Origin of the sequence: Ramlibacter paludis, assembly GCF_022012305.1 — a bacterium.
In the GTDB taxonomy this organism is placed as follows: Bacteria; Pseudomonadota; Gammaproteobacteria; order Burkholderiales; family Burkholderiaceae_C; genus Ramlibacter; species Ramlibacter paludis.
In genome coordinates, this window is the sequence record NZ_JAKLTM010000006.1 from 43019 (window position 1) to 60000 (window position 16982).

The following is a 16982-nucleotide window of genomic DNA, read 5'->3' on the forward strand; positions in this document are numbered from 1 at the left end:
TTTCTTAGCCAAAGAGCCGGGTGACGTCGTTGAATAGCGCTATCGACATCATCACCAGCAACACCGCAACGCCTCCGCGCTGCAGGCGCTCCATCCAGGCGTCGGAGATGCTCCGTCCCGTGATGGCCTCCCAAAGATAATACATCAGGTGCCCACCGTCCAAGACGGGCAGCGGCAGCAGGTTCAGCACGCCGAGGCTGACGCTGATGAGGGCCAGGAACAGCAGGTACTGGGTCAGGCCGAGGCTGGCGGACTTGCCGGCGTAGTCGGCGATGGTCAGCGGACCGCTCAGGTTCTTCAGCGAGGCCTGGCCGATGACCATGCGGCCCATCATGCGCAGCGTCAGCGCCGAGACTTCCCAGGTGCGGGTCATGCCCTTCCACAGGCCTTCGAACACGCCGTAGCGCACCGTCACCATGGCCGGCGGCGCGCCGACGTAGGCGCCGATGCGGCCATAGGCGGGAACGCCGCCCTCGGCGACCGCATCCGGCGTGACGGGGATGTCCAGCAGCCGGCCCTGGCGTTCGACCTGCCAGGTGGCGGCGACGCCCTTGCCGGCCTGCACCTGGCCGCGGATCCAGTCGCGCAGCTGCTGGCCGTCGGCAATGGGCTGGCCGCCGGCGCTGCGCACCACGTCGCCCTTCTGCAGGCCGGAGCGCTGGGCGGCGCCGCCGGCCATCACGTCGCCGATCTGCGCCGGGGTCCAGGGCGACAGCACGCCCACCTTGCGCAGCAGCTGCGCATCGGCGTCCTTGGCCTCCAGGCGCGACAGGCGCAGGACGGTCTCGCGTTCGCCGCCGGGGCTGCGCCGGTCCAGCACCAGCCGCACGTCGCGGCCGTCGAGCGCGCCGCGCGTGAGCAGCCAGCGCACTTCCTCGAAGGAGCGCACGTCCTCGATCTCATCGCCCTCGAAGCCGGCGCGCACCACGCGCTCGCCGCCGCGCAGGCCGGCGTCGGCCGCCACCGAGCCCGCGACCGGGCTGCCCAGCACAGGCTGCGGCTCCTGCACGCCCAGCCAGTTGACGGCGGAATAGAGCAGGACGGCGAGGACCAGGTTGGCCGCGGGACCGGCCGCGACGATGGCCGCGCGCGATTTCAGAGGCTGGGTGTTGAAGGCGCGGGCGCGTTCGGCCGGATCGACCGGGCCTTCGCGCTCGTCCAGCATTTTCACGTAGCCGCCCAGCGGGAAGGCGCCGATCACGAACTCGGTGTCCTGCCCCGGCCGCGGCTTGCGCGGCTTCCAGCTGTAAAGCGTCTTGCCGAAGCCGATCGAGAAGCGCAGCACCCGCACGTTGCAGGCCACGGCCACGCGGTAGTGGCCGTATTCGTGCACCGCGATCAGCAGGCCGAGCGCGACGATGAAGGCGATGACGGTCAACATCGGGGATCCAGTCAGGGAGTCAGGCGGGCGATGGCCTGCCGCGCCGCCGCGCGCGCCTGCGCGTCGATGGCCAGCAGGTCGCCCAGCGATGCCGGCTTGGACGGCGTGACCGCCGCCAAAGTTTCCAGGTTTACCTGGTGGATCTGGTCGAAGCGGACGCGCCGCTCCAGGAAGCCCGCCACGGCCTCCTCGTTGGCCGCGTTCAGCACCGCTGTGGTCCCGGGCGCGGCGTTCAGGCTGTCCCAGGCCAGCTGCAGGCCGGGAAAGCGCTCGCGGTGGCCGCGCGTGTCGAACGATTCGAAGGTCATGTCCGCCAGCGCCGTGAAGTCCAGCGCCTGCGCGCCGGAGGCCACGCGCTCCGGCCAGGCCAGGCCGTAGGCGATGGGCACGCGCATGTCGGGCGTGCCCAGCTGCGCCACCACCGAGGTGTCGCGGTACTGCACCATCGAATGGATCACGCTCTGGGGGTGGATCACCACCTCGAGCCGGCCGGGCTCCAGGCCGAACAGCCAGCGCGCCTCGATCACTTCGAGCGCCTTGTTCATCATGGTCGCGGAGTCGACCGAGATCTTGCGGCCCATCACCCAGTTGGGATGCGCGCAGGCCTGCTCCGGCGTCACCTCGCGCAAGGTGCGCGGGTCGCGCGCACGGAAGGGTCCGCCCGACGCGGTGAGGATGATCTTCTCGACCCGGTCGTTCCAGGTGGCCGGGTCCTCCGGCAGCGACTGGAAGATCGCCGAGTGCTCGCTGTCGATCGGCAGCAGGCGGGCGCCGCCTTCGCGCACCGCGGCCAGGAACAGCTCGCCGCCCACGACCAGGGCTTCCTTGTTGGCCAGCAGCAGCTTCTTGCCCGCGCGGGCAGCCGCCAGGCAAGAGGACAGGCCGGCGGCGCCGACGATGGCGGCCATCACCGCGTCGACCTCGGGATGCGAGGCGACGGTGTCGAGCGCACCGGCGCCCCATAGCACCCGCGTCTTCAATCCGCTGGATTCGATCTTCGCGGCGAGCGCACGGCCTGCCTCTTCCCGCGCCATGACGGCGAAGGCGGGGCGGAACTGCGCGCACTGCTGCAGCATCAGGTCGACCTTGGAGTCCGCGCTCAGCGCGAAGACCTCGAACTTCTCCGGGTGGCGGGAAATCACGTCCAGCGTGTTGGCGCCCACCGATCCGGTGGAGCCGAGGACGGCAATCTTCTGTTTCATCGTGCGGCCAGCGTGGCCAGCATCATCGCCAGGGGCAAGGTGGGCAGCAGTGCGTCGACGCGATCGAGCACGCCGCCATGCCCGGGCAGCAGCTGGCTGGAATCCTTGAAGCCGGCGCTGCGCTTGACGAGCGATTCGGCCAGGTCGCCGACGACGCTCATCGCGGCCAGGAACAGCGCCGCAATGACGAGAACCGGCCAGCCCATCGTGGCCAGCCGGGAGTAAAGACTCGGGACCTGCGCGTTCGTGGCGCCGTCGGCGAAAGTCCAGGCCACGGCCAGGACCACCACGCCCAGCATGCCGCCCCACACGCCTTCCCAGCTTTTCTTGGGACTGATGACGGGCGCCAGCTTGCTTTGCGTGAACTTGCCGCCGATGGCACGGCCGGCGAAGTAGGCAAAGATGTCGGCCACCCAGACCAGCACCAGGATGGAAAGCAGGAAGTTGGTGCCGATCACCCGGGCCTGCGCCATCGCCAGCCACGCGAGCGCCAGCGCGATCACGCCGCCCACCACGCGCACGCCTTGCGGCACCTTGGGCCAGCCGTCGACGCCGGAGCGCACGAGCGCGGCGCCGGCCAGCACCCAGAAGGCGCCCACCACCATCCACAGCAGCGCCGACGGGCGCGCGGTCCAGCCCAGGGCCCAGGCCAGCGCGCACAGCACCAGCGTGACGAGCCCCAGCGCGACGCTGCCGCCCTGCCCCAGGCCGTTCAGGCGGCCCCACTCCCAGCCCGCCGCCGCGATCATCACGAGCGTGATGCCGAGGAAGGGTTCGGGCGTGGACCAGAACAGCGCAGGCAGCAGGATCGCCAGCAGGACGATGGCGGTGATGACCCTTTGCTTCAGCATTGCGGCAGTTCGCGCCCTCAGGCGGCCTTGCGTTTCTTGGCGCCGCCGGGGGCGGCCACTTGCTCGGAGGTGCGGCCGAAGCGGCGCTCGCGGCCGCTGTAGTCGGCGATGGCTTCGTCGATCGCCGCAGCGTCGAACTCCGGCCACAGCTTGTCGGTGAAATACAGTTCGCTGTACGCGGCCTGCCACAGCAGGAAGTTGCTGATGCGCTTCTCGCCGCCGGTGCGGATCAGGAGGTCGGGATCGGGCACGTGGGCCAGCGCCATCGCGCGGTCCAGGCTCTGCTCGGTGATCGCTTCGCCGCGGGCGGCCAGCCCGGCGGCGGCCTGCGCGATGTCCCAGCGGCCGCCGTAGTTGAAGCAGATGTTGAAGACCAGGCGGCTGTTGCCCGCCGTCGCGGCCTCGGCCTGGGCCAGGCCGTTGCGCACCTTCTCCGACAGGCCGGAGCGCTCGCCGATGAAATGGATGCGCACGCCTTCGGACTGCAGCTGCGGCACCTCGCGCGAAAGCGCCAGCGCCAGCAGTTCCATCAGGCCCGAGACTTCCTCTGCGGGGCGGTTCCAGTTCTCGGAGGAGAAGGCGAAGACCGTCAGCACCTTGACGCCGATGTCGCCGCAATGGCGCACGCAGGCCCGCAGGGCGTCGACGCCCTTCTTGTGCCCCGCGACGCGGGGCAGGAACCGCCGCGTGGCCCAGCGGCCGTTGCCATCCATGACGATGGCGATGTGGTGCGGCAGGTTCGACACGTGGGACCGGCGGTCAGACCGCCATGATTTCCTGTTCCTTGGCCGCGACCAGGCTGTCGATCTCGTTGATGTGCCTGTCGGTCGCCTTCTGCACGTCGACTTCCGCGCGCTTCAGGTCGTCCTCGGTCGCTTCCTTGTCCTTCACCAGCTTCTTCACGTGCTCGTTGGCGTCGCGGCGCAGGTTGCGGATGGCGACCTTGGCGCTCTCGGCCTCGTGCCGCACCAGCTTGGTCATTTCCTTGCGGCGCTCCTCCGACATCGGCGGCATCGGCACGCGCAGCAGGTCGCCCATGGAGGCCGGGTTCAGGCCGAGGTCGCTCTCGCGGATGGCCTTCTCGATCTTGGCGCCCATGCCCTTCTCGAAGGGCTGCACGCCGATCGTGCGGGAATCGATCAGGTTCACGCTGGCGACCTGGCTGATCGGCATCATGGTGCCGTAGTACTCGACCTGCACGGTGTCCAGGATCTGCGGGTTGGCGCGGCCGGTGCGGATCTTGGTCAGGGTGTTCTTGAAGGCGGCGATGGACTGGTCCATCTTGGCCTGCGTCGTCTGCTTGATTTCGGGGATCGTTGCCATGGTTTCTGCTCCTCTCTCTTCTCGGGCTTCTCAGGCGTAGACCAGGGTGCCCTCGTCCTCGCCCAGCACCACGCGCTTGAGCGCGCCGTGCTTGAAGATGGAGAACACCTTGATCGGCAGCTTCTGGTCGCGGCACAGCGCGAAGGCCGTCGCATCCATGATGCCCAGGTTCTGCGCCATGGCCTGGTCGAAGCTGATGCGCGAATAGCGCTCGGCCGAGGGATCCTTGTTGGGGTCGGCGGAGTAGACGCCGTCGACCTTGGTCGCCTTGAGCACCATCTCCGCCCCGATCTCGGCGCCGCGCAGCGCGGCGGCGGTGTCGGTCGTGAAGAAGGGGTTGCCCGTGCCGGCGGCGAAGATCACCACCTTGCCTTCTTCCAGGTATTGCAGCGCCTTCGGGCGCACGTAGGGTTCGACCACCTGCTCGATGGCGATGGCGGACATCACGCGCGCCACCAGGCCCTGCTTGGTCATCGCGTCGGACAGCGCCAGCGCGTTCATCACGGTGGCGAGCATGCCCATGTAGTCGGCGGTGGCGCGGTCCATGCCGACCGAGCCGCCGGCCACGCCGCGGAAGATGTTGCCGCCGCCGATGACGATGGCCACTTCCACGCCCATGTTCACCACTTCGGCCACTTCCTCCACCATGCGCACGATGGTGGCGCGGTTGATGCCGAACGCGTCGTCCCCCATCAGGGCTTCGCCCGACAGCTTGAGCAGGATGCGCTTGTGGGCGGGCTGGCTGGGCATGTGCGGGTGTCTCCTTCGGGTGCGACGGGTGAGAGTGTAAGCTGGCTGGGGGTGGTAAAAAGCCCGCCCCGGCTGCTGGAGCCTGGACGGGCTTGGGCGGCGCGGCCTTAAGCGGCTTGCTTGGCGGCGGCGACCTGCGCGGCGACTTCGGCGGCGAAGTCGTCGGCCTTCTTCTCGATGCCTTCGCCGACCACGTACAGGGTGAAGCCCTGGATCGTGGTGTTGGCGGCCTTGAGCATCTGCTCCACGGTCTGCTTGTCGTTCTTCACGAAAGACTGGTTCAGCAGCGAGACTTCCTTCAGGTACTTCTGCACGCCGCCTTCGATGCGCTTGGCGACGATCTCGGCGGACTGCACCGGCTTGCCGGCGGCTTCGGCGGCCTTGCGGTCTTCCTCGGCCTTGCCGGTGGCGACGGCGCGTTCCTTGGCGATCAGCTCGGCGGGCACCTGGTCGGCCGACAGCGACACCGGCTTCATCGCGGCGATGTGCATCGCGACGTCCTTGGCGGCGACTTCGTCACCCGTGTACTCGACGACCACGCCGATGCGCGTGCCGTGCAGGTAGCTCACCAGCTTGTTCGCGCCTTCGAAGCGCTTGAAGCGGCGGAAGCTCATGTTCTCGCCGATCTTGCCGACCAGGCCCTTGCGCACGTCTTCCAGCGTCGGGCCGAAGCCGTCCTGGCTGTACGGCAGCGCGCCCAGCGCGGCGACGTCGGCCGGGTTGTTCTTCGCGACCAGTTCCACGGCGGCCTGGGCCAGCGCCAGGAAGCTGTCGTTCTTGGTGACGAAGTCGGTCTCGCAGTTCACTTCCAGCAGCGCGCCGGTGGTGCCGGCGATCGACGCGGTGACCACGCCTTCGGCGGTGACGCGCGACGAGGCCTTGCCGGCCTTGTTGCCCAGCTTGACGCGCAGCAGCTCCTCGGCCTTTTCCATGTCGCCGTTGGCCTCGGTCAGGGCCTTCTTGCATTCCATCATGGGCGCGTCGGTCTTCGCGCGCAGTTCGCCGACCATGCTTGCGGTGATAGCAGCCATCTCTTTACCTCTTGATCAGTTGAATCTGGGTGTGCAAAGGGGGCTCAAGAGCCCCCTTCGTCGCGGGTTGGGCCCGGTTTAGGCGGAAGCGCCTTCCTGCACTTCCACGAACTCGTCGCCGCTCTTGCCGCCTTCGGCCAGGGCGCGCTGCACGTCGGTGCCGGCGCTGGACTTGCCTTCGAGGATGGCGTCGGCCATGGCGCGCACGTACAGCGTGACGGCCTTGGCGGAGTCATCGTTGCCGGGGATCACGTAGTCGATGCCCTCGGGGGAGTGGTTGGAGTCCACCACGCCGATGATCGGGATGCCCAGCTTCTGCGCTTCGGCGACGGCGATCTTGTGGAAGCCGACGTCCACGATGAACAGGGCGTCCGGCAGGGTGTTCATGTCCTGGATGCCGCCGATGTCCTTCTCGAGCTTCTGCAGTTCGCGCTGGAACATCAGCTGCTCTTTCTTCGACATGGATTCCAGGCCGGCTTCCTGCTGGGCCTTCATGTCCTTCAGGCGCTTGAGCGAGGTCTTGACCGTCTTGAAGTTGGTCAGCATGCCGCCCAACCAGCGCTGGTTCACGAAGGGCATGCCGGCGCGCTCGGCTTCGGTGGCCATCAGGTCACGGGCCTGGCGCTTGGTGCCGACCATCAGGATGGTGCCGCGGTTGGAGGCCAGCTGCTTGGCGAACTTCGTCGCCTCGTTGAACATCGGCAACGTCTTTTCGAGGTTGATGATGTGGATCTTGTTGCGGTGGCCGAAGATGAACGGGGCCATCTTGGGGTTCCAGAAGCGGGTCTGGTGTCCGAAATGGACACCGGCTTCCAGCATTTCGCGCATGGATACAGGCATTTGAGCTCCGAAGGTTGGGTCTAAAATCCCGCCCGAAATCGCAACCTTTTTGCAGTTGCAACACCTTGAGGGGCGGAATTCGCGATTTGTTTCGCCGTCCGACGGTCCGTGCACAGTGCCCGGGCCACCCAGCAAAACCCAAAGATTCTAGCATGCCCGCCCCTCGCCTGCAGTCCGACCTCCTTGCCACCCGCACCCGCCTGCGGCAGGGCCAGGCCAGCGCCACGGATGAACTCGGCCGCGCGCGCGCAGCCAGTGCCGCGCCGCACGTGTTCCTGGCGACCCGCTTCGAGGCGGCGCAGCAGGAGGCGCGGCGTGCCGATCCAGCCTTGCCGCTGGCGGGGCTGCCGGTCTCCGTGAAGGATCTGTTCGATTGCGCCGGCGAGGTGACGGCGGCGGGCTCCACCGCGCTGGCCGATGCCGCGCCGGCCGCGGCCGATGCGCCCGCCGTGGCGCGGCTGCGGGCCGCCGGCGGGGTCGTGGTGGGCCGCACCAACATGACCGAGTTCGCCTTCTCCGGCGTCGGCATCAATCCGCATTTCGGCACGCCGGCGAATCCCTGCGATGCCGCGGTGGCACGCATCCCGGGCGGTTCGTCTTCGGGCGCTGCGGTGTCGGTGGCGAGCGGCTCGTCGTTCATCGGCCTCGGCTCCGACACCGGCGGCTCGCTGCGCATTCCCGCGGCCCTGTGCGGCATCGTCGGCTTCAAGAGCACGGCGCGCCTCGTCCCCAGCGAAGGCGCCTTTCCGCTGTCGACCACGCTGGACACCGTGGGCGCGATGACGCGCAGCGTGGGCGACACGATCCTGGCGCACGAGATCCTGGCCGCCCGCACGGTGCGGCGCGACGACAAGCCGCTGGCCGGCTACCGCCTGGCCGTGGCCACCACGCAATTGCTCGACGGGCTCGATGCGACCGTCGCCCGCGCCTTCTCCCGCACGCTGGCCGCGCTGCGCGCCGCCGGTGCCCGCATCGACGAGATCGCGCTCCACCAGATCCAGGACCTGGGCACCATCCAGGCCACCGGCGGCTTCTCCGCCGCCGAGAGCTACGCGCACCATCGCCAGTTGGTGCAGGCCAAGGGCGCGCAATACGACCCTCGGGTCCGCCAGCGCATAGAGCGCGGCGCCACGATGAAGGCCTTCGAGTACATCGAGCTGCACCAGGCGCGCAAGGCCTGGGTGGCCGCGGTCGAACAGGCGCTGGCCGGCTACGACGCCGTGCTCTCGCCGACGGTGCCCATGGTGGCGCCCGCCATCGCCGACCTCGCGCCCGGCGCGGAGCGCGACGAAGCCTTCTTCCGCACCAACGCGCTCCTGCTGCGCAACACCAGCGTGGTCAACATGCTGGACGGCTGCGCGATTTCCCTGCCCTGCCACGTGGCCGGCGAACTGCCGGTGGGCCTGATGGCCTGGCAGGGCGCGCTGCACGACGACACCCTCCTCAACCTCGCGCTGCGGATCGAAGAGCTGCTCGCCCTGCCTGCCACCCAAGAATGAAAATTGCCATCGTGGGCGCCGGGATCATCGGCGTGACCACCGCGTACGAACTGGCCGCCGACGGCCATGAAGTCACCGTGTACGAGCGCCACGGCGCCGCAGCGCTCGAAACCAGCTTCGCCAACGCCGGCGTCGTCGCGCCCGGCTACGTCACGCCCTGGGCCGCGCCCGGCATGCCGGCCAAGGTGGCGCGCTACCTGTTCAGCCGGCACGCCCCGGTGCGGGTGTGCTGGCCGCTGGCGGCGCACGAGATGCGCTGGATGCTGCGCTGGCGCAGCGCCTGCGACCTCGACACCTACGTCGCCAACCGCGCGCGGCTGCAGCGCCTGGCCTTCTACAGCCGCCAGCGCCTGCACACGCTGACCGAGGACCTGCAGCTGGAATACGACCGCAGCACCGGCTACATGGTGCTGCTGCGCTCGGACCGGGACCGCAAGATGGTGCAGCCGGGACTGCAGGTGCTGCGCGACGCCGGCGTGAAGTTCGCCGAAGTCGATGCCGACACGGCGCGGGCGCTGGAGCCCGCGCTGAATCCCGACACGGCTTTCGCCGGCGCGATCCACCTGCCGGACGACGAGGTCGGCAACTGCCGGCAGTTCGCGCTGCTGCTGAAGAACCAGGCACAGGCGCTGGGCGCGCGCTTCGAGTTCAACGCGTCGGTGGCGCCGCTCGATCCGGCGCAGCCCACGCAGCTGCGCGTGACCCTCGGCGAGAACGCGGCGCCGCAGCTGCATCGCTTCGACCAGGTCGTGATCTGCAGCGGCCTCGCTTCGGCGATGCTGCTGCGTCCGGTGGGGCTCAAGATTCCGCTGGCGGCCGTGCACGGCTACTCGATCAGCGCGCCGATCCGCGAACCGCTGAACGCGCCGCGCAGCGGCCTGATGGACGAACGCTACAAGGTCGCCATCTCGCGCCTGGGCAACCGCGTGCGCGTGGCCGGCAGCGCCGAGATCGGCGGCAATCCCACCGCCAAGCGGCCCTCGGCGATCCAGACGCTGTACAAGGTTCTGCACGACTGGTTCCCGGGCGCGGCGCAGCTGGCCAACACCGGCAGCGCGGTGCAGGAGTGGAAGGGCGCGCGGCCCATGCTGCCCGACGGGCCGCCCGTGCTGGGCGCCACCGGCGTGCCGGGCGTGTGGATCAACATCGGGCACGGCTCCAGCGGCTGGGCGCTGGCCTGCGGCAGCGCACGGGCGGTGGCGGACCTGATGGGTGCGCGGCCGGCGGAGGTGGACCTGGAAGGCCTCGGTGTGGAGCGCCTGGCCCTCTAGCCCTGTCATTCCCGCGGCGGCGGGAATCCAGCGCTTCTGCATTCGGTCGCCGCGCGCGGCGACTCCCAATGCCCTGGGTCCCCGCCTGCGCGGGGATGACGGCAGCCCCGGGCACAATCGCCCCATGCAGCGCATCGTCCCCGGCCGCGCCTGGCCCTTGCACGACGTCGCGGCGATCCGCCGCCTGGAGCAGCGCGCCGCGGCCGCCCTGCCCCCGCACACGCTGATGCAGCGCGCGGGCCTCGCCTGCGCCCGCCTGGCGCTCGCCCTCGCACCCCATGCACGCACCTTCTGGATCGCCTGCGGCCCCGGGAACAACGGCGGCGACGGCTTCGAGGCCGCACTGCACCTGCAGCAATGGGGCAAGGAGCCCGTCGTCACCTGGCTGGGCGACGAAGCCAAGGCGCCGGCGGATGCCCTTGCCTCGCTGCAGCGCGCCCGCGCGGCCGGCGTCCGCTTCGCCACCGAAGCGCCACCGGACTGGGACTTCGCGCTCGATGCGCTGCTCGGGCTGGGTGCCGCGCGCGCGCCCACGGGCGCCCTGCTGGCCCACATCGAAGCCCTCAACGCCGGCAGCGCCCGCGTGCTGGCGATCGACCTGCCTTCCGGCCTCGACGCCGATAGCGGCCGCAGCGAAGCCTGCGTGCAGGCCGCGCACACGCTCTGCCTGCTGGCACTCAAGCCCGGGCTTTTCACCGGCGGGGGACGCGATGCCGCGGGCCAGGTGTGGTTCGACGACCTGCAAGTGGCCAGCGATGCCGAAGCTTCCTCCGCCGTGCTGTCTGCAGCCCCCATGCGCCAGCCGCGCCGGCATGCCTCGCACAAGGGCAGCTACGGCGACGTCGCGGTGATCTGCGGCGCGCCCGGCATGGCCGGCGCCGCTCTGCTGGCCGCGCGCGCCGCGCTGCATCACGGAGCGGGCCGCGTCTACGCGGCGCTGCTCGATCCGCAGGCCCCGCCGCTCGACCCGGACCAGCCGGACCTGATGCTGCGCGCCTGGGACGCGCTGGACCTGCGCGCCCTGCACGTCGCCTGCGGCTGCGGCGGCGGTGACGCAGTCCGCCCCGTGCTGCCGCGGGTGTTGTCGGCGGCACGCACGCTGGTCCTCGACGCCGACGCCCTCAACGCGATCGCGGGCGATCCGCAACTGCAGGCGCTATTGCAGGCGCGCGGGCGGCGCCAGGCAGCGACCGTGCTGACGCCGCATCCGCTGGAGGCCGCGCGGCTGCTGGGGAAGAAGACAAGTGAAGTGCAGGACGACCGGCTCGCCGCCGCGCGCGAACTCGCCCTGCGCTTCGGCGCCGTCACGCTGCTCAAGGGATCGGGCACGGTGATCGCGGCGCCACAAGGCGAAGTGCGGATCAATCCGACCGGCAATGCCCGCCTGGCGATCGCGGGCACGGGCGACGTGCTGGCGGGATGGGTGGCCGCGCGCTTGGCGGCCGGGGAGCCAGCGCTCGATGCGGCCAGCCACGCGGCTTACCTGCATGGGCTGGCGGCCGACCAGTGGCCGGAAGACCAGCCCTTGACGGCGGGGTCGCTGGCGCGAACCCGCCCTGCGGGAGTCCCGGACTAACCCCGGCCCACGAAGGGCATCTTGGTGGCCATCACCGTGTGGAACAGCACGTTGGCTTCCAGCGGCAGGTTGGCCATGTACAGCAGCGACTGGCCGACGATGTCGACGTCCATCAACGGCTCCACCGCGATCTCGCCGTTGGCCTGCGGCACGCCCTTGGCCATGCGCGCGGCGAGGTCGGTGAGGGCGTTGCCGATGTCGATCTGGCCCACCGCGATGTTGTAGCGGCGGCCGTCGAGCGAGGCGGTCTTGGTGAGCCCGGTCACCGCATGCTTGGTGGCGGTGTAGGCGATCGAATGCGGCCGCGGTGCATGCGCCGAGATCGAGCCGTTGTTGATGATGCGCCCGCCCATCGGGTCCTGCGCCTTCATCACGCGGAAAGCCTGCTGGATGCCGTAGAACATGCCGTTCAGGTTGGTGTCCACCACCCGCTTCCAGTCGGCGATGGCGATGTCTTCCAGCGGCGCGGCCGCCAGGCCCATGCCGGCATTGTTGAACAGCAGGTCGACGCGGCCCCAGGCCTTCACCGCCTGCTGGAACAGCCGCTCCACTTGCGCCGGATCGGTGATGTCGGTCGACACCGGCAACGCGCGCTCGCCGGCGCCGGAGAGCTTGGCCGTTTCCTGCAGCGCGTCCTCGCGCCGCCCCGCCAGCGCCACGCGCCAGCCGTCGCGCAACAGGGCCAGAGCCGCCGCGCGCCCGATGCCGCTGCCGCCGCCGGTGACGATCGCGACCTTGCCTTCGTTCCTGCCTGCCATGTCCGTTCTCCTCGAATCCTGTCCCGTCAACGCTTCGCGCGCCGGGGCGATTTTGCCTTGGCGGCCTTCTTGGCCGCGGCGGCCTTCACCGCCGCCTGCAGCGAGGACTTCTTGTCGTCCTTGGCCGCGGCGACCTTCTTGGCCGCGCGCTTCTTGGTGGAGCTCTTCGCCGGCACGCCTTCGGTGCGGCCGTTGGCCACGCCCTTGTCCTTCATCGCGCGCGCCGTCAGCTCCTCGCCTTCGCGCACCAGGCGGAAGTCGATCTTGCGGCCGTCCAGGTCGACGCGGCTCACCTGCACCCGCAGCCGCGTGCCGATGGCGTAGCGGATGCCGGTGCGTTCGCCGCGCAATTCCTGCCGCGCCTCGTCGAACTTGAAGTACTCGCCGCCCAGCTCGGTGATGTGCACCAGGCCCTCGACATACATCGCGTCGAGCGTGACGAAGATGCCGAAGCTCGTCGCCGACGTGACCACGCCCGAATACTCCTCGCCGAGGTGGTCGCGCATGTACTTGCACTTCAGCCAGGCCTCGACGTCGCGGCTGGCCTCGTCGGCGCGGCGCTCGTTGGCGCTGCAATGGAAGCCCGCGGCTTCCCAGGCCAGCAGCTCGCGCGTGGGCGGCGGGCCTTTCTTCAGCTTCTGGTTCGGCGCGGCGACGCGCGAGGCGAGCCGGCGCGCCAGCTTCTCGTGCGCTTCGCCCGGCGTCGGCAGCGCCGGCAGCTGGTAGCGCTCCTTGTTCAGGATCGCCTTGATCACGCGGTGCACGAGCAGGTCGGGATAGCGCCGGATCGGGCTGGTGAAGTGCGTATAGGCCTCGTAGGCCAGGCCGAAGTGGCCGCTGTTGAAGGGCGAGTAGATCGCCTGCTGCATCGAACGCAGCAGCATGGTGGAGATCTGCTGCGCGTCGGGCCGATCCTTGGTGGCGAGGGCGATCTTCTGGAACTCACCCGGCGTCGGGTCGTCGCTGATCGTCATGCCCACGCCCATGGCCTTGAGGTAGCCGCGCAGGATCTCCTTCTTCTCCGGCGTCGGGCCTTCGTGCACCCGGTAGAGGCCGGGCGTTTCCGCCTGCAGGATGAAGTCGGCGGAGCAGACGTTGGCGGCCAGCATGGCCTCCTCGATCAGCTTGTGGGCGTCGTTGCGCACGCGCGGCACGATCTGCTCGATGCGGCCGTTCTCGTCGCAGATGATCTGCGTCTCGGTGGTCTCGAAGTCCACCGCGCCGCGCGCGTTGCGCGACTTCAAGAGCGCGCGGTAGACGTCGTGCAGGTTCAGGAAGTGCGGCACCAGGTCCTTGCGCCGCGTCGCTTCGGGTCCGCGCGTGTTGGCCAGGATAGCCGCCACTTCCGTATAGGTCATGCGCGCGTGGCTGTGCATCACGGCCGGATAGAACTGGTAAGCGTGCACCTCGCCGGCAGCGGTGACGAGCATGTCGCAAACCATGCAAAGCCGGTCGACCTGCGGGTTGAGCGAGCACAGGCCGTTCGATAGCTTCTCCGGCAGCATCGGGATGACCCGGCGCGGGAAATAGACGCTGGTGGCGCGGTCGTAGGCGTCGACGTCGATCGCGCTGCCGGTCTCCACGTAGTGGCTGACGTCGGCGATGGCGACCAGCAGGCGCCAGCCCTTGCCGCGGCCCACGCGGGCCGGTTCGCAGTAGACGGCGTCGTCGAAGTCGCGCGCGTCCTCGCCGTCGATGGTGACCAGCGGCACGTCGGTGAGGTCGACGCGGCCCTTGCGGTCCTTCGGGCCGACCTTGTCCGGCAGCGAGCGGGCCTGCGCGATGCAGGATTCGGAGAATTCGTGCGGCACGCCGTACTTGCGCACCGCGATCTCGATCTCCATGCCGGGGTCGTCGATCTCGCCCAGCACTTCCTTCACCCGGCCCACGGGCTGGCCGTACAGCGAGGGCGGCTCGGTCAGTTCGACCACCACCACCTGGCCCGACTTGGCGAGGCCGGTGGCGCCCTTGGGAATCAGCACGTCCTGGCCGTAGCGCTTGTCTTCGGGGGCGACGAGCCAGACGCCGCTTTCGTGCAGCAGCCGGCCGATGATGGGATGCGGCGGGCGTTCGACGATCTCGACGACGCGGCCTTCGGCGCGGCCCTTGCGGTCGTGGCGCACGATGCGCGCCTTGACGCGATCGCGGTGCAGCACCGCGCGCATTTCGTTGGGAGGCAGGTAGATGTCGGCTTCGCCGTCGTCGCGCACCACGTAGCCGTGGCCGTCGCGGTGTCCCTGGATCACGCCCTCGATTTCATCGAGGAGTCCGGTGTTCTGTCGGTCTATGTTTTTGATATACAATCTTGCTTTTCCTGAAATGCCCAGGTGGCGGAATTGGTAGACGCACTAGTTTCAGGTACTAGCGGGTAACTCCGTGGAGGTTCGAGTCCTCTCCTGGGCACCAAACGGTCGGTTCTTCCGACCAGCGAATGATAAAGCCGGCAGACGCCGGCTTTGTTGTTTTTGCGAAGGTTTTCTCAGATGGGTTCGGCCACCAGGTCGTGCCCGTCGGTGCCGACGATGCGCGCCTTGGTGAACTCGCCCACCGCCAGCCGCTTGCTGATCTTCTGCGGCGGCAGCAGCTTCACGGTGCCGTCGATCTCCGGCGCGTCGGCATAGGAACGGCCGACGCCGCCCTTCCTGCCCAACGCGGGCGCCGAATCCACGAGCACCTGCATGGTCGCGCCGATGCGGCGCTTGAGTTTCTCCGCCGACACTTCCTCGGCCACTGCCATGAAGCGCGCGCGGCGCTCCTCGCGCACTTCCTGCGGCAGCATGCCGGGAATCTCGTTGGCGGCGGCGCCCTCCACCGGGCTGTACGCGAAGCAGCCGGCGCGGTCGATCTTCGCCTCGCGCAGGAAGTCCAGCAGGTGCTGGAACTCTTCTTCCGTCTCGCCGGGGAAGCCGGCAATGAAGGTGCTGCGGATCACCAGCTCGGGGCAGATCTCGCGCCAGCGCGCGATGCGCTCCAGGTTCTTCTCGCCGCTCGCGGGGCGCTTCATGCGGCGCAGCACGTCGGGGTGGCTGTGCTGGAACGGCACGTCCAGGTAAGGCAGCACCTTGCCTTCGGCCATCAGCGGAATCACGTCGTCGACGCTCGGGTACGGATACACGTAGTGCAGGCGCACCCAGGCGCCGTAGGGCTCGGCCATCTTGCCCAGCTCCTGCACCAGGTCCAGCATGCGCGTCTTCACCGGGCGGCCGTCGAAGAAGCCGGTGCGGTACTTGACGTCGACGCCGTAGGCGGAAGTGTCCTGGCTGATCACCAGCAGCTCCTTCACGCCGCCTTCGAACAGCGCGCGGGCTTCCTTCAGCACGTCGCCGACCGGGCGGCTCACCAGGTCGCCGCGCATCGAGGGAATGATGCAGAAGGTGCAGCGGTGGTTGCAGCCCTCGCTGATCTTGAGGTACGCGTAGTGCTTCGGCGTGAGCTTGATGCCCGCGGCGGGCACCAGGTCGATGAAGGGATCGTGCGGCTTGGGCAGGTGCGCGTGCACCGCGTCCATCACTTCCTGCGTCGCGTGCGGGCCCGTCACGGCCAGCACCGAGGGATGCATCTCGCGCACGAGGTTGTCGCTCTTGTCGCCGGCCCGCGCGCCCAGGCAGCCGGTGACGATCACCTTGCCGTTGGCCGACAGCGCTTCGCCGATGGTGTCCAGGCTCTCCTTCACCGCGTCGTCGATGAAGCCGCAGGTGTTGACGATCACCAGGTCCGCGCCCTCGAAGGTCTTGGACGTGGCATAGCCTTCCGCGCTCAGCTGCGTGAGGATCAGTTCCGAATCGGTGAGGGCCTTGGGGCAGCCCAGGCTGACGAAGCCGACCTTCGGCGTCGTGGTGGGAATGGTGGGGGTCTCGGGGACGGCGACTTCGCTCATCCCCGTATTGTCCCAGATGATGAAATGACCTCGCGTCCATATGGACGCTCGATGACTGCAATGACTCAACCGGTCATGGCGTCATGCCCGGCGCAGCCGGCGTCATTCCGTCATTTCTTGATCCCGAATGCGCCCAGCATCTGCTCGGTCTGCTTGGCCATCTGCTCCTGCATCTTCTCGAACATGTTCAGCGGGTTCTGGACGTTCATGAACTGGGCCCAGGCCTCGGGCGTGACATTTTTCGACTGTTCGGCCATCTTGGTCTGCAGGTCGGTGAAGGCCTGGACGTTCTTCTCCAGGTAGCTGCCCATGAAGCCCTGCATCGCCTGGCCGTAGAAGCGGATGAGGTTGGCCAGCGCCGCCTCGCTGAACATCGGCGCGCCGCCCGCCTCTTCCTCCAGGATGATCTGCAGCAGGATGCTGCGCGTGAGGTCCTCGTTGCTCTTGGCGTCGCGCACCACGAAGGACTCGCTGTCCATCACCAGCTGCTTGACGTCGGCCAGCGTGATGTAGGTGGAGGTGTCGGTGTCGTAGAGCCGCCGGTTGGGGTACTTCTTGATGACGCGCTGCGCCGGCTTGGGGCCGGTGGCTTTCTTGCTTTGCACGGGGCTCACTCCTCTTCG

The 16982-nt window shown here is 68.9% G+C and carries 15 protein-coding genes and 1 tRNA gene; 4 read left to right on the forward strand and 12 right to left on the reverse strand.

The features are described from left to right. Window positions 1–4 precede the first annotated feature (4 nt). The 8 genes from rseP to rpsB form a co-directional block, all read right to left on the reverse strand. Entirely contained in the window at window positions 5–1381 is a 1377-nt protein-coding gene (gene rseP, locus LZ009_RS19780; RefSeq protein WP_275699696.1) for an RIP metalloprotease RseP, read from the reverse strand. Window positions 1382–1392: 11 nt separating this feature from the next. Further along, window positions 1393–2583, reverse strand: coding sequence for a 1-deoxy-D-xylulose-5-phosphate reductoisomerase (gene ispC, locus LZ009_RS19785; protein ID WP_275699697.1), 1191 nt, complete (start codon window positions 2581–2583; stop codon window positions 1393–1395). Then, the gene (locus LZ009_RS19790; protein WP_275699698.1) at window positions 2580–3434 is read right to left on the reverse strand and encodes a phosphatidate cytidylyltransferase; all 855 of its coding nucleotides are present in this window, start codon (window positions 3432–3434) and stop codon (window positions 2580–2582) included. The genes ispC and LZ009_RS19790 overlap by 4 nt, the downstream gene beginning before the upstream one ends. Before the next feature lie 17 nt (window positions 3435–3451). Then, window positions 3452–4180, reverse strand: a complete 729-nt coding sequence (gene uppS, locus LZ009_RS19795) for a polyprenyl diphosphate synthase (protein WP_275699699.1) — start codon at window positions 4178–4180, stop codon at window positions 3452–3454. 13 nt (window positions 4181–4193) lie between these two features. Continuing rightward, on the reverse strand, window positions 4194–4757 hold the full coding sequence (gene frr, locus LZ009_RS19800; RefSeq protein WP_275699700.1) for a ribosome recycling factor: 564 nt from the start codon (window positions 4755–4757) through the stop codon (window positions 4194–4196). A 30-nt stretch (window positions 4758–4787) separates the two neighbouring features. Continuing rightward, entirely contained in the window at window positions 4788–5507 is a 720-nt protein-coding gene (gene pyrH / locus LZ009_RS19805; protein ID WP_275699701.1) for a UMP kinase, read from the reverse strand. Between the two features lie 107 nt (window positions 5508–5614). After that, window positions 5615–6538 (reverse strand): translation elongation factor Ts, encoded by a 924-nt coding sequence (gene tsf, locus LZ009_RS19810; protein ID WP_275699702.1) that lies wholly within the window; start codon window positions 6536–6538, stop codon window positions 5615–5617. A gap of 78 nt (window positions 6539–6616) precedes the next feature. Further along, entirely contained in the window at window positions 6617–7378 is a 762-nt protein-coding gene (rpsB, locus tag LZ009_RS19815) for a 30S ribosomal protein S2 (protein WP_275699703.1), read from the reverse strand. A 152-nt stretch (window positions 7379–7530) separates the two neighbouring features. On the opposite strand from rpsB, the gene LZ009_RS19820 reads away from it, so the two are divergent. From LZ009_RS19820 to LZ009_RS19830, 3 genes are all read left to right on the forward strand, one after another. Then, complete coding sequence (locus LZ009_RS19820; RefSeq protein WP_275699704.1) at window positions 7531–8877, forward strand: amidase; 1347 nt, start codon at window positions 7531–7533, stop codon at window positions 8875–8877. Continuing rightward, complete coding sequence (locus LZ009_RS19825) at window positions 8874–10148, forward strand: D-amino acid dehydrogenase (RefSeq protein WP_275699705.1); 1275 nt, start codon at window positions 8874–8876, stop codon at window positions 10146–10148. Before LZ009_RS19820 ends, LZ009_RS19825 begins: the two co-directional genes overlap by 4 nt. A 124-nt stretch (window positions 10149–10272) precedes the next feature. Further along, on the forward strand, window positions 10273–11724 hold the full coding sequence (locus tag LZ009_RS19830) for an NAD(P)H-hydrate dehydratase (protein WP_275699706.1): 1452 nt from the start codon (window positions 10273–10275) through the stop codon (window positions 11722–11724). Here LZ009_RS19830 and LZ009_RS19835 read toward each other — a convergent pair. After that, on the reverse strand, window positions 11721–12482 hold the full coding sequence (locus LZ009_RS19835) for an SDR family oxidoreductase (RefSeq protein ID WP_275699707.1): 762 nt from the start codon (window positions 12480–12482) through the stop codon (window positions 11721–11723). The genes LZ009_RS19830 and LZ009_RS19835 overlap by 4 nt on opposite strands. Before the next feature lie 26 nt (window positions 12483–12508). Continuing rightward, entirely contained in the window at window positions 12509–14785 is a 2277-nt protein-coding gene (rnr, locus tag LZ009_RS19840) for a ribonuclease R (protein ID WP_275699708.1), read from the reverse strand. 18 nt (window positions 14786–14803) lie between these two features. On the opposite strand from rnr, the gene LZ009_RS19845 reads away from it, so the two are divergent. Continuing rightward, window positions 14804–14888, forward strand: a tRNA-Leu gene (locus LZ009_RS19845). Between the two features lie 73 nt (window positions 14889–14961). Here LZ009_RS19845 and rimO read toward each other — a convergent pair. Together rimO and phaR are read right to left on the reverse strand one after the other, a co-directional pair. Then, on the reverse strand, window positions 14962–16359 hold the full coding sequence (rimO, locus tag LZ009_RS19850; RefSeq protein ID WP_275699709.1) for a 30S ribosomal protein S12 methylthiotransferase RimO: 1398 nt from the start codon (window positions 16357–16359) through the stop codon (window positions 14962–14964). Between the two features lie 110 nt (window positions 16360–16469). Then, a complete protein-coding gene (gene phaR / locus LZ009_RS19855; protein WP_275699710.1) occupies window positions 16470–16964 on the reverse strand; it encodes a polyhydroxyalkanoate synthesis repressor PhaR in 495 nt (164 codons plus the stop codon). Window positions 16965–16982: the final 18 nt, after the last annotated feature.

Coding starts and splice junctions, on each gene's coding strand:
- rseP (WP_275699696.1), bottom strand. CDS start 1,381: ATGTTGACCGTCATCGCCTTCATCGTCGCGCTCGGCCTGCTGATCGCG.
- ispC (WP_275699697.1), bottom strand. CDS start 2,583: ATGAAACAGAAGATTGCCGTCCTCGGCTCCACCGGATCGGTGGGCGCC.
- LZ009_RS19790 (WP_275699698.1), bottom strand. CDS start 3,434: ATGCTGAAGCAAAGGGTCATCACCGCCATCGTCCTGCTGGCGATCCTG.
- frr (WP_275699700.1), bottom strand. CDS start 4,757: ATGGCAACGATCCCCGAAATCAAGCAGACGACGCAGGCCAAGATGGAC.
- pyrH (WP_275699701.1), bottom strand. CDS start 5,507: ATGCCCAGCCAGCCCGCCCACAAGCGCATCCTGCTCAAGCTGTCGGGC.
- tsf (WP_275699702.1), bottom strand. CDS start 6,538: ATGGCTGCTATCACCGCAAGCATGGTCGGCGAACTGCGCGCGAAGACC.
- rpsB (WP_275699703.1), bottom strand. CDS start 7,378: ATGCCTGTATCCATGCGCGAAATGCTGGAAGCCGGTGTCCATTTCGGA.
- LZ009_RS19820 (WP_275699704.1), top strand. CDS start 7,531: ATGCCCGCCCCTCGCCTGCAGTCCGACCTCCTTGCCACCCGCACCCGC.
- LZ009_RS19825 (WP_275699705.1), top strand. CDS start 8,874: ATGAAAATTGCCATCGTGGGCGCCGGGATCATCGGCGTGACCACCGCG.
- LZ009_RS19830 (WP_275699706.1), top strand. CDS start 10,273: ATGCAGCGCATCGTCCCCGGCCGCGCCTGGCCCTTGCACGACGTCGCG.
- LZ009_RS19835 (WP_275699707.1), bottom strand. CDS start 12,482: ATGGCAGGCAGGAACGAAGGCAAGGTCGCGATCGTCACCGGCGGCGGC.
- rimO (WP_275699709.1), bottom strand. CDS start 16,359: ATGAGCGAAGTCGCCGTCCCCGAGACCCCCACCATTCCCACCACGACG.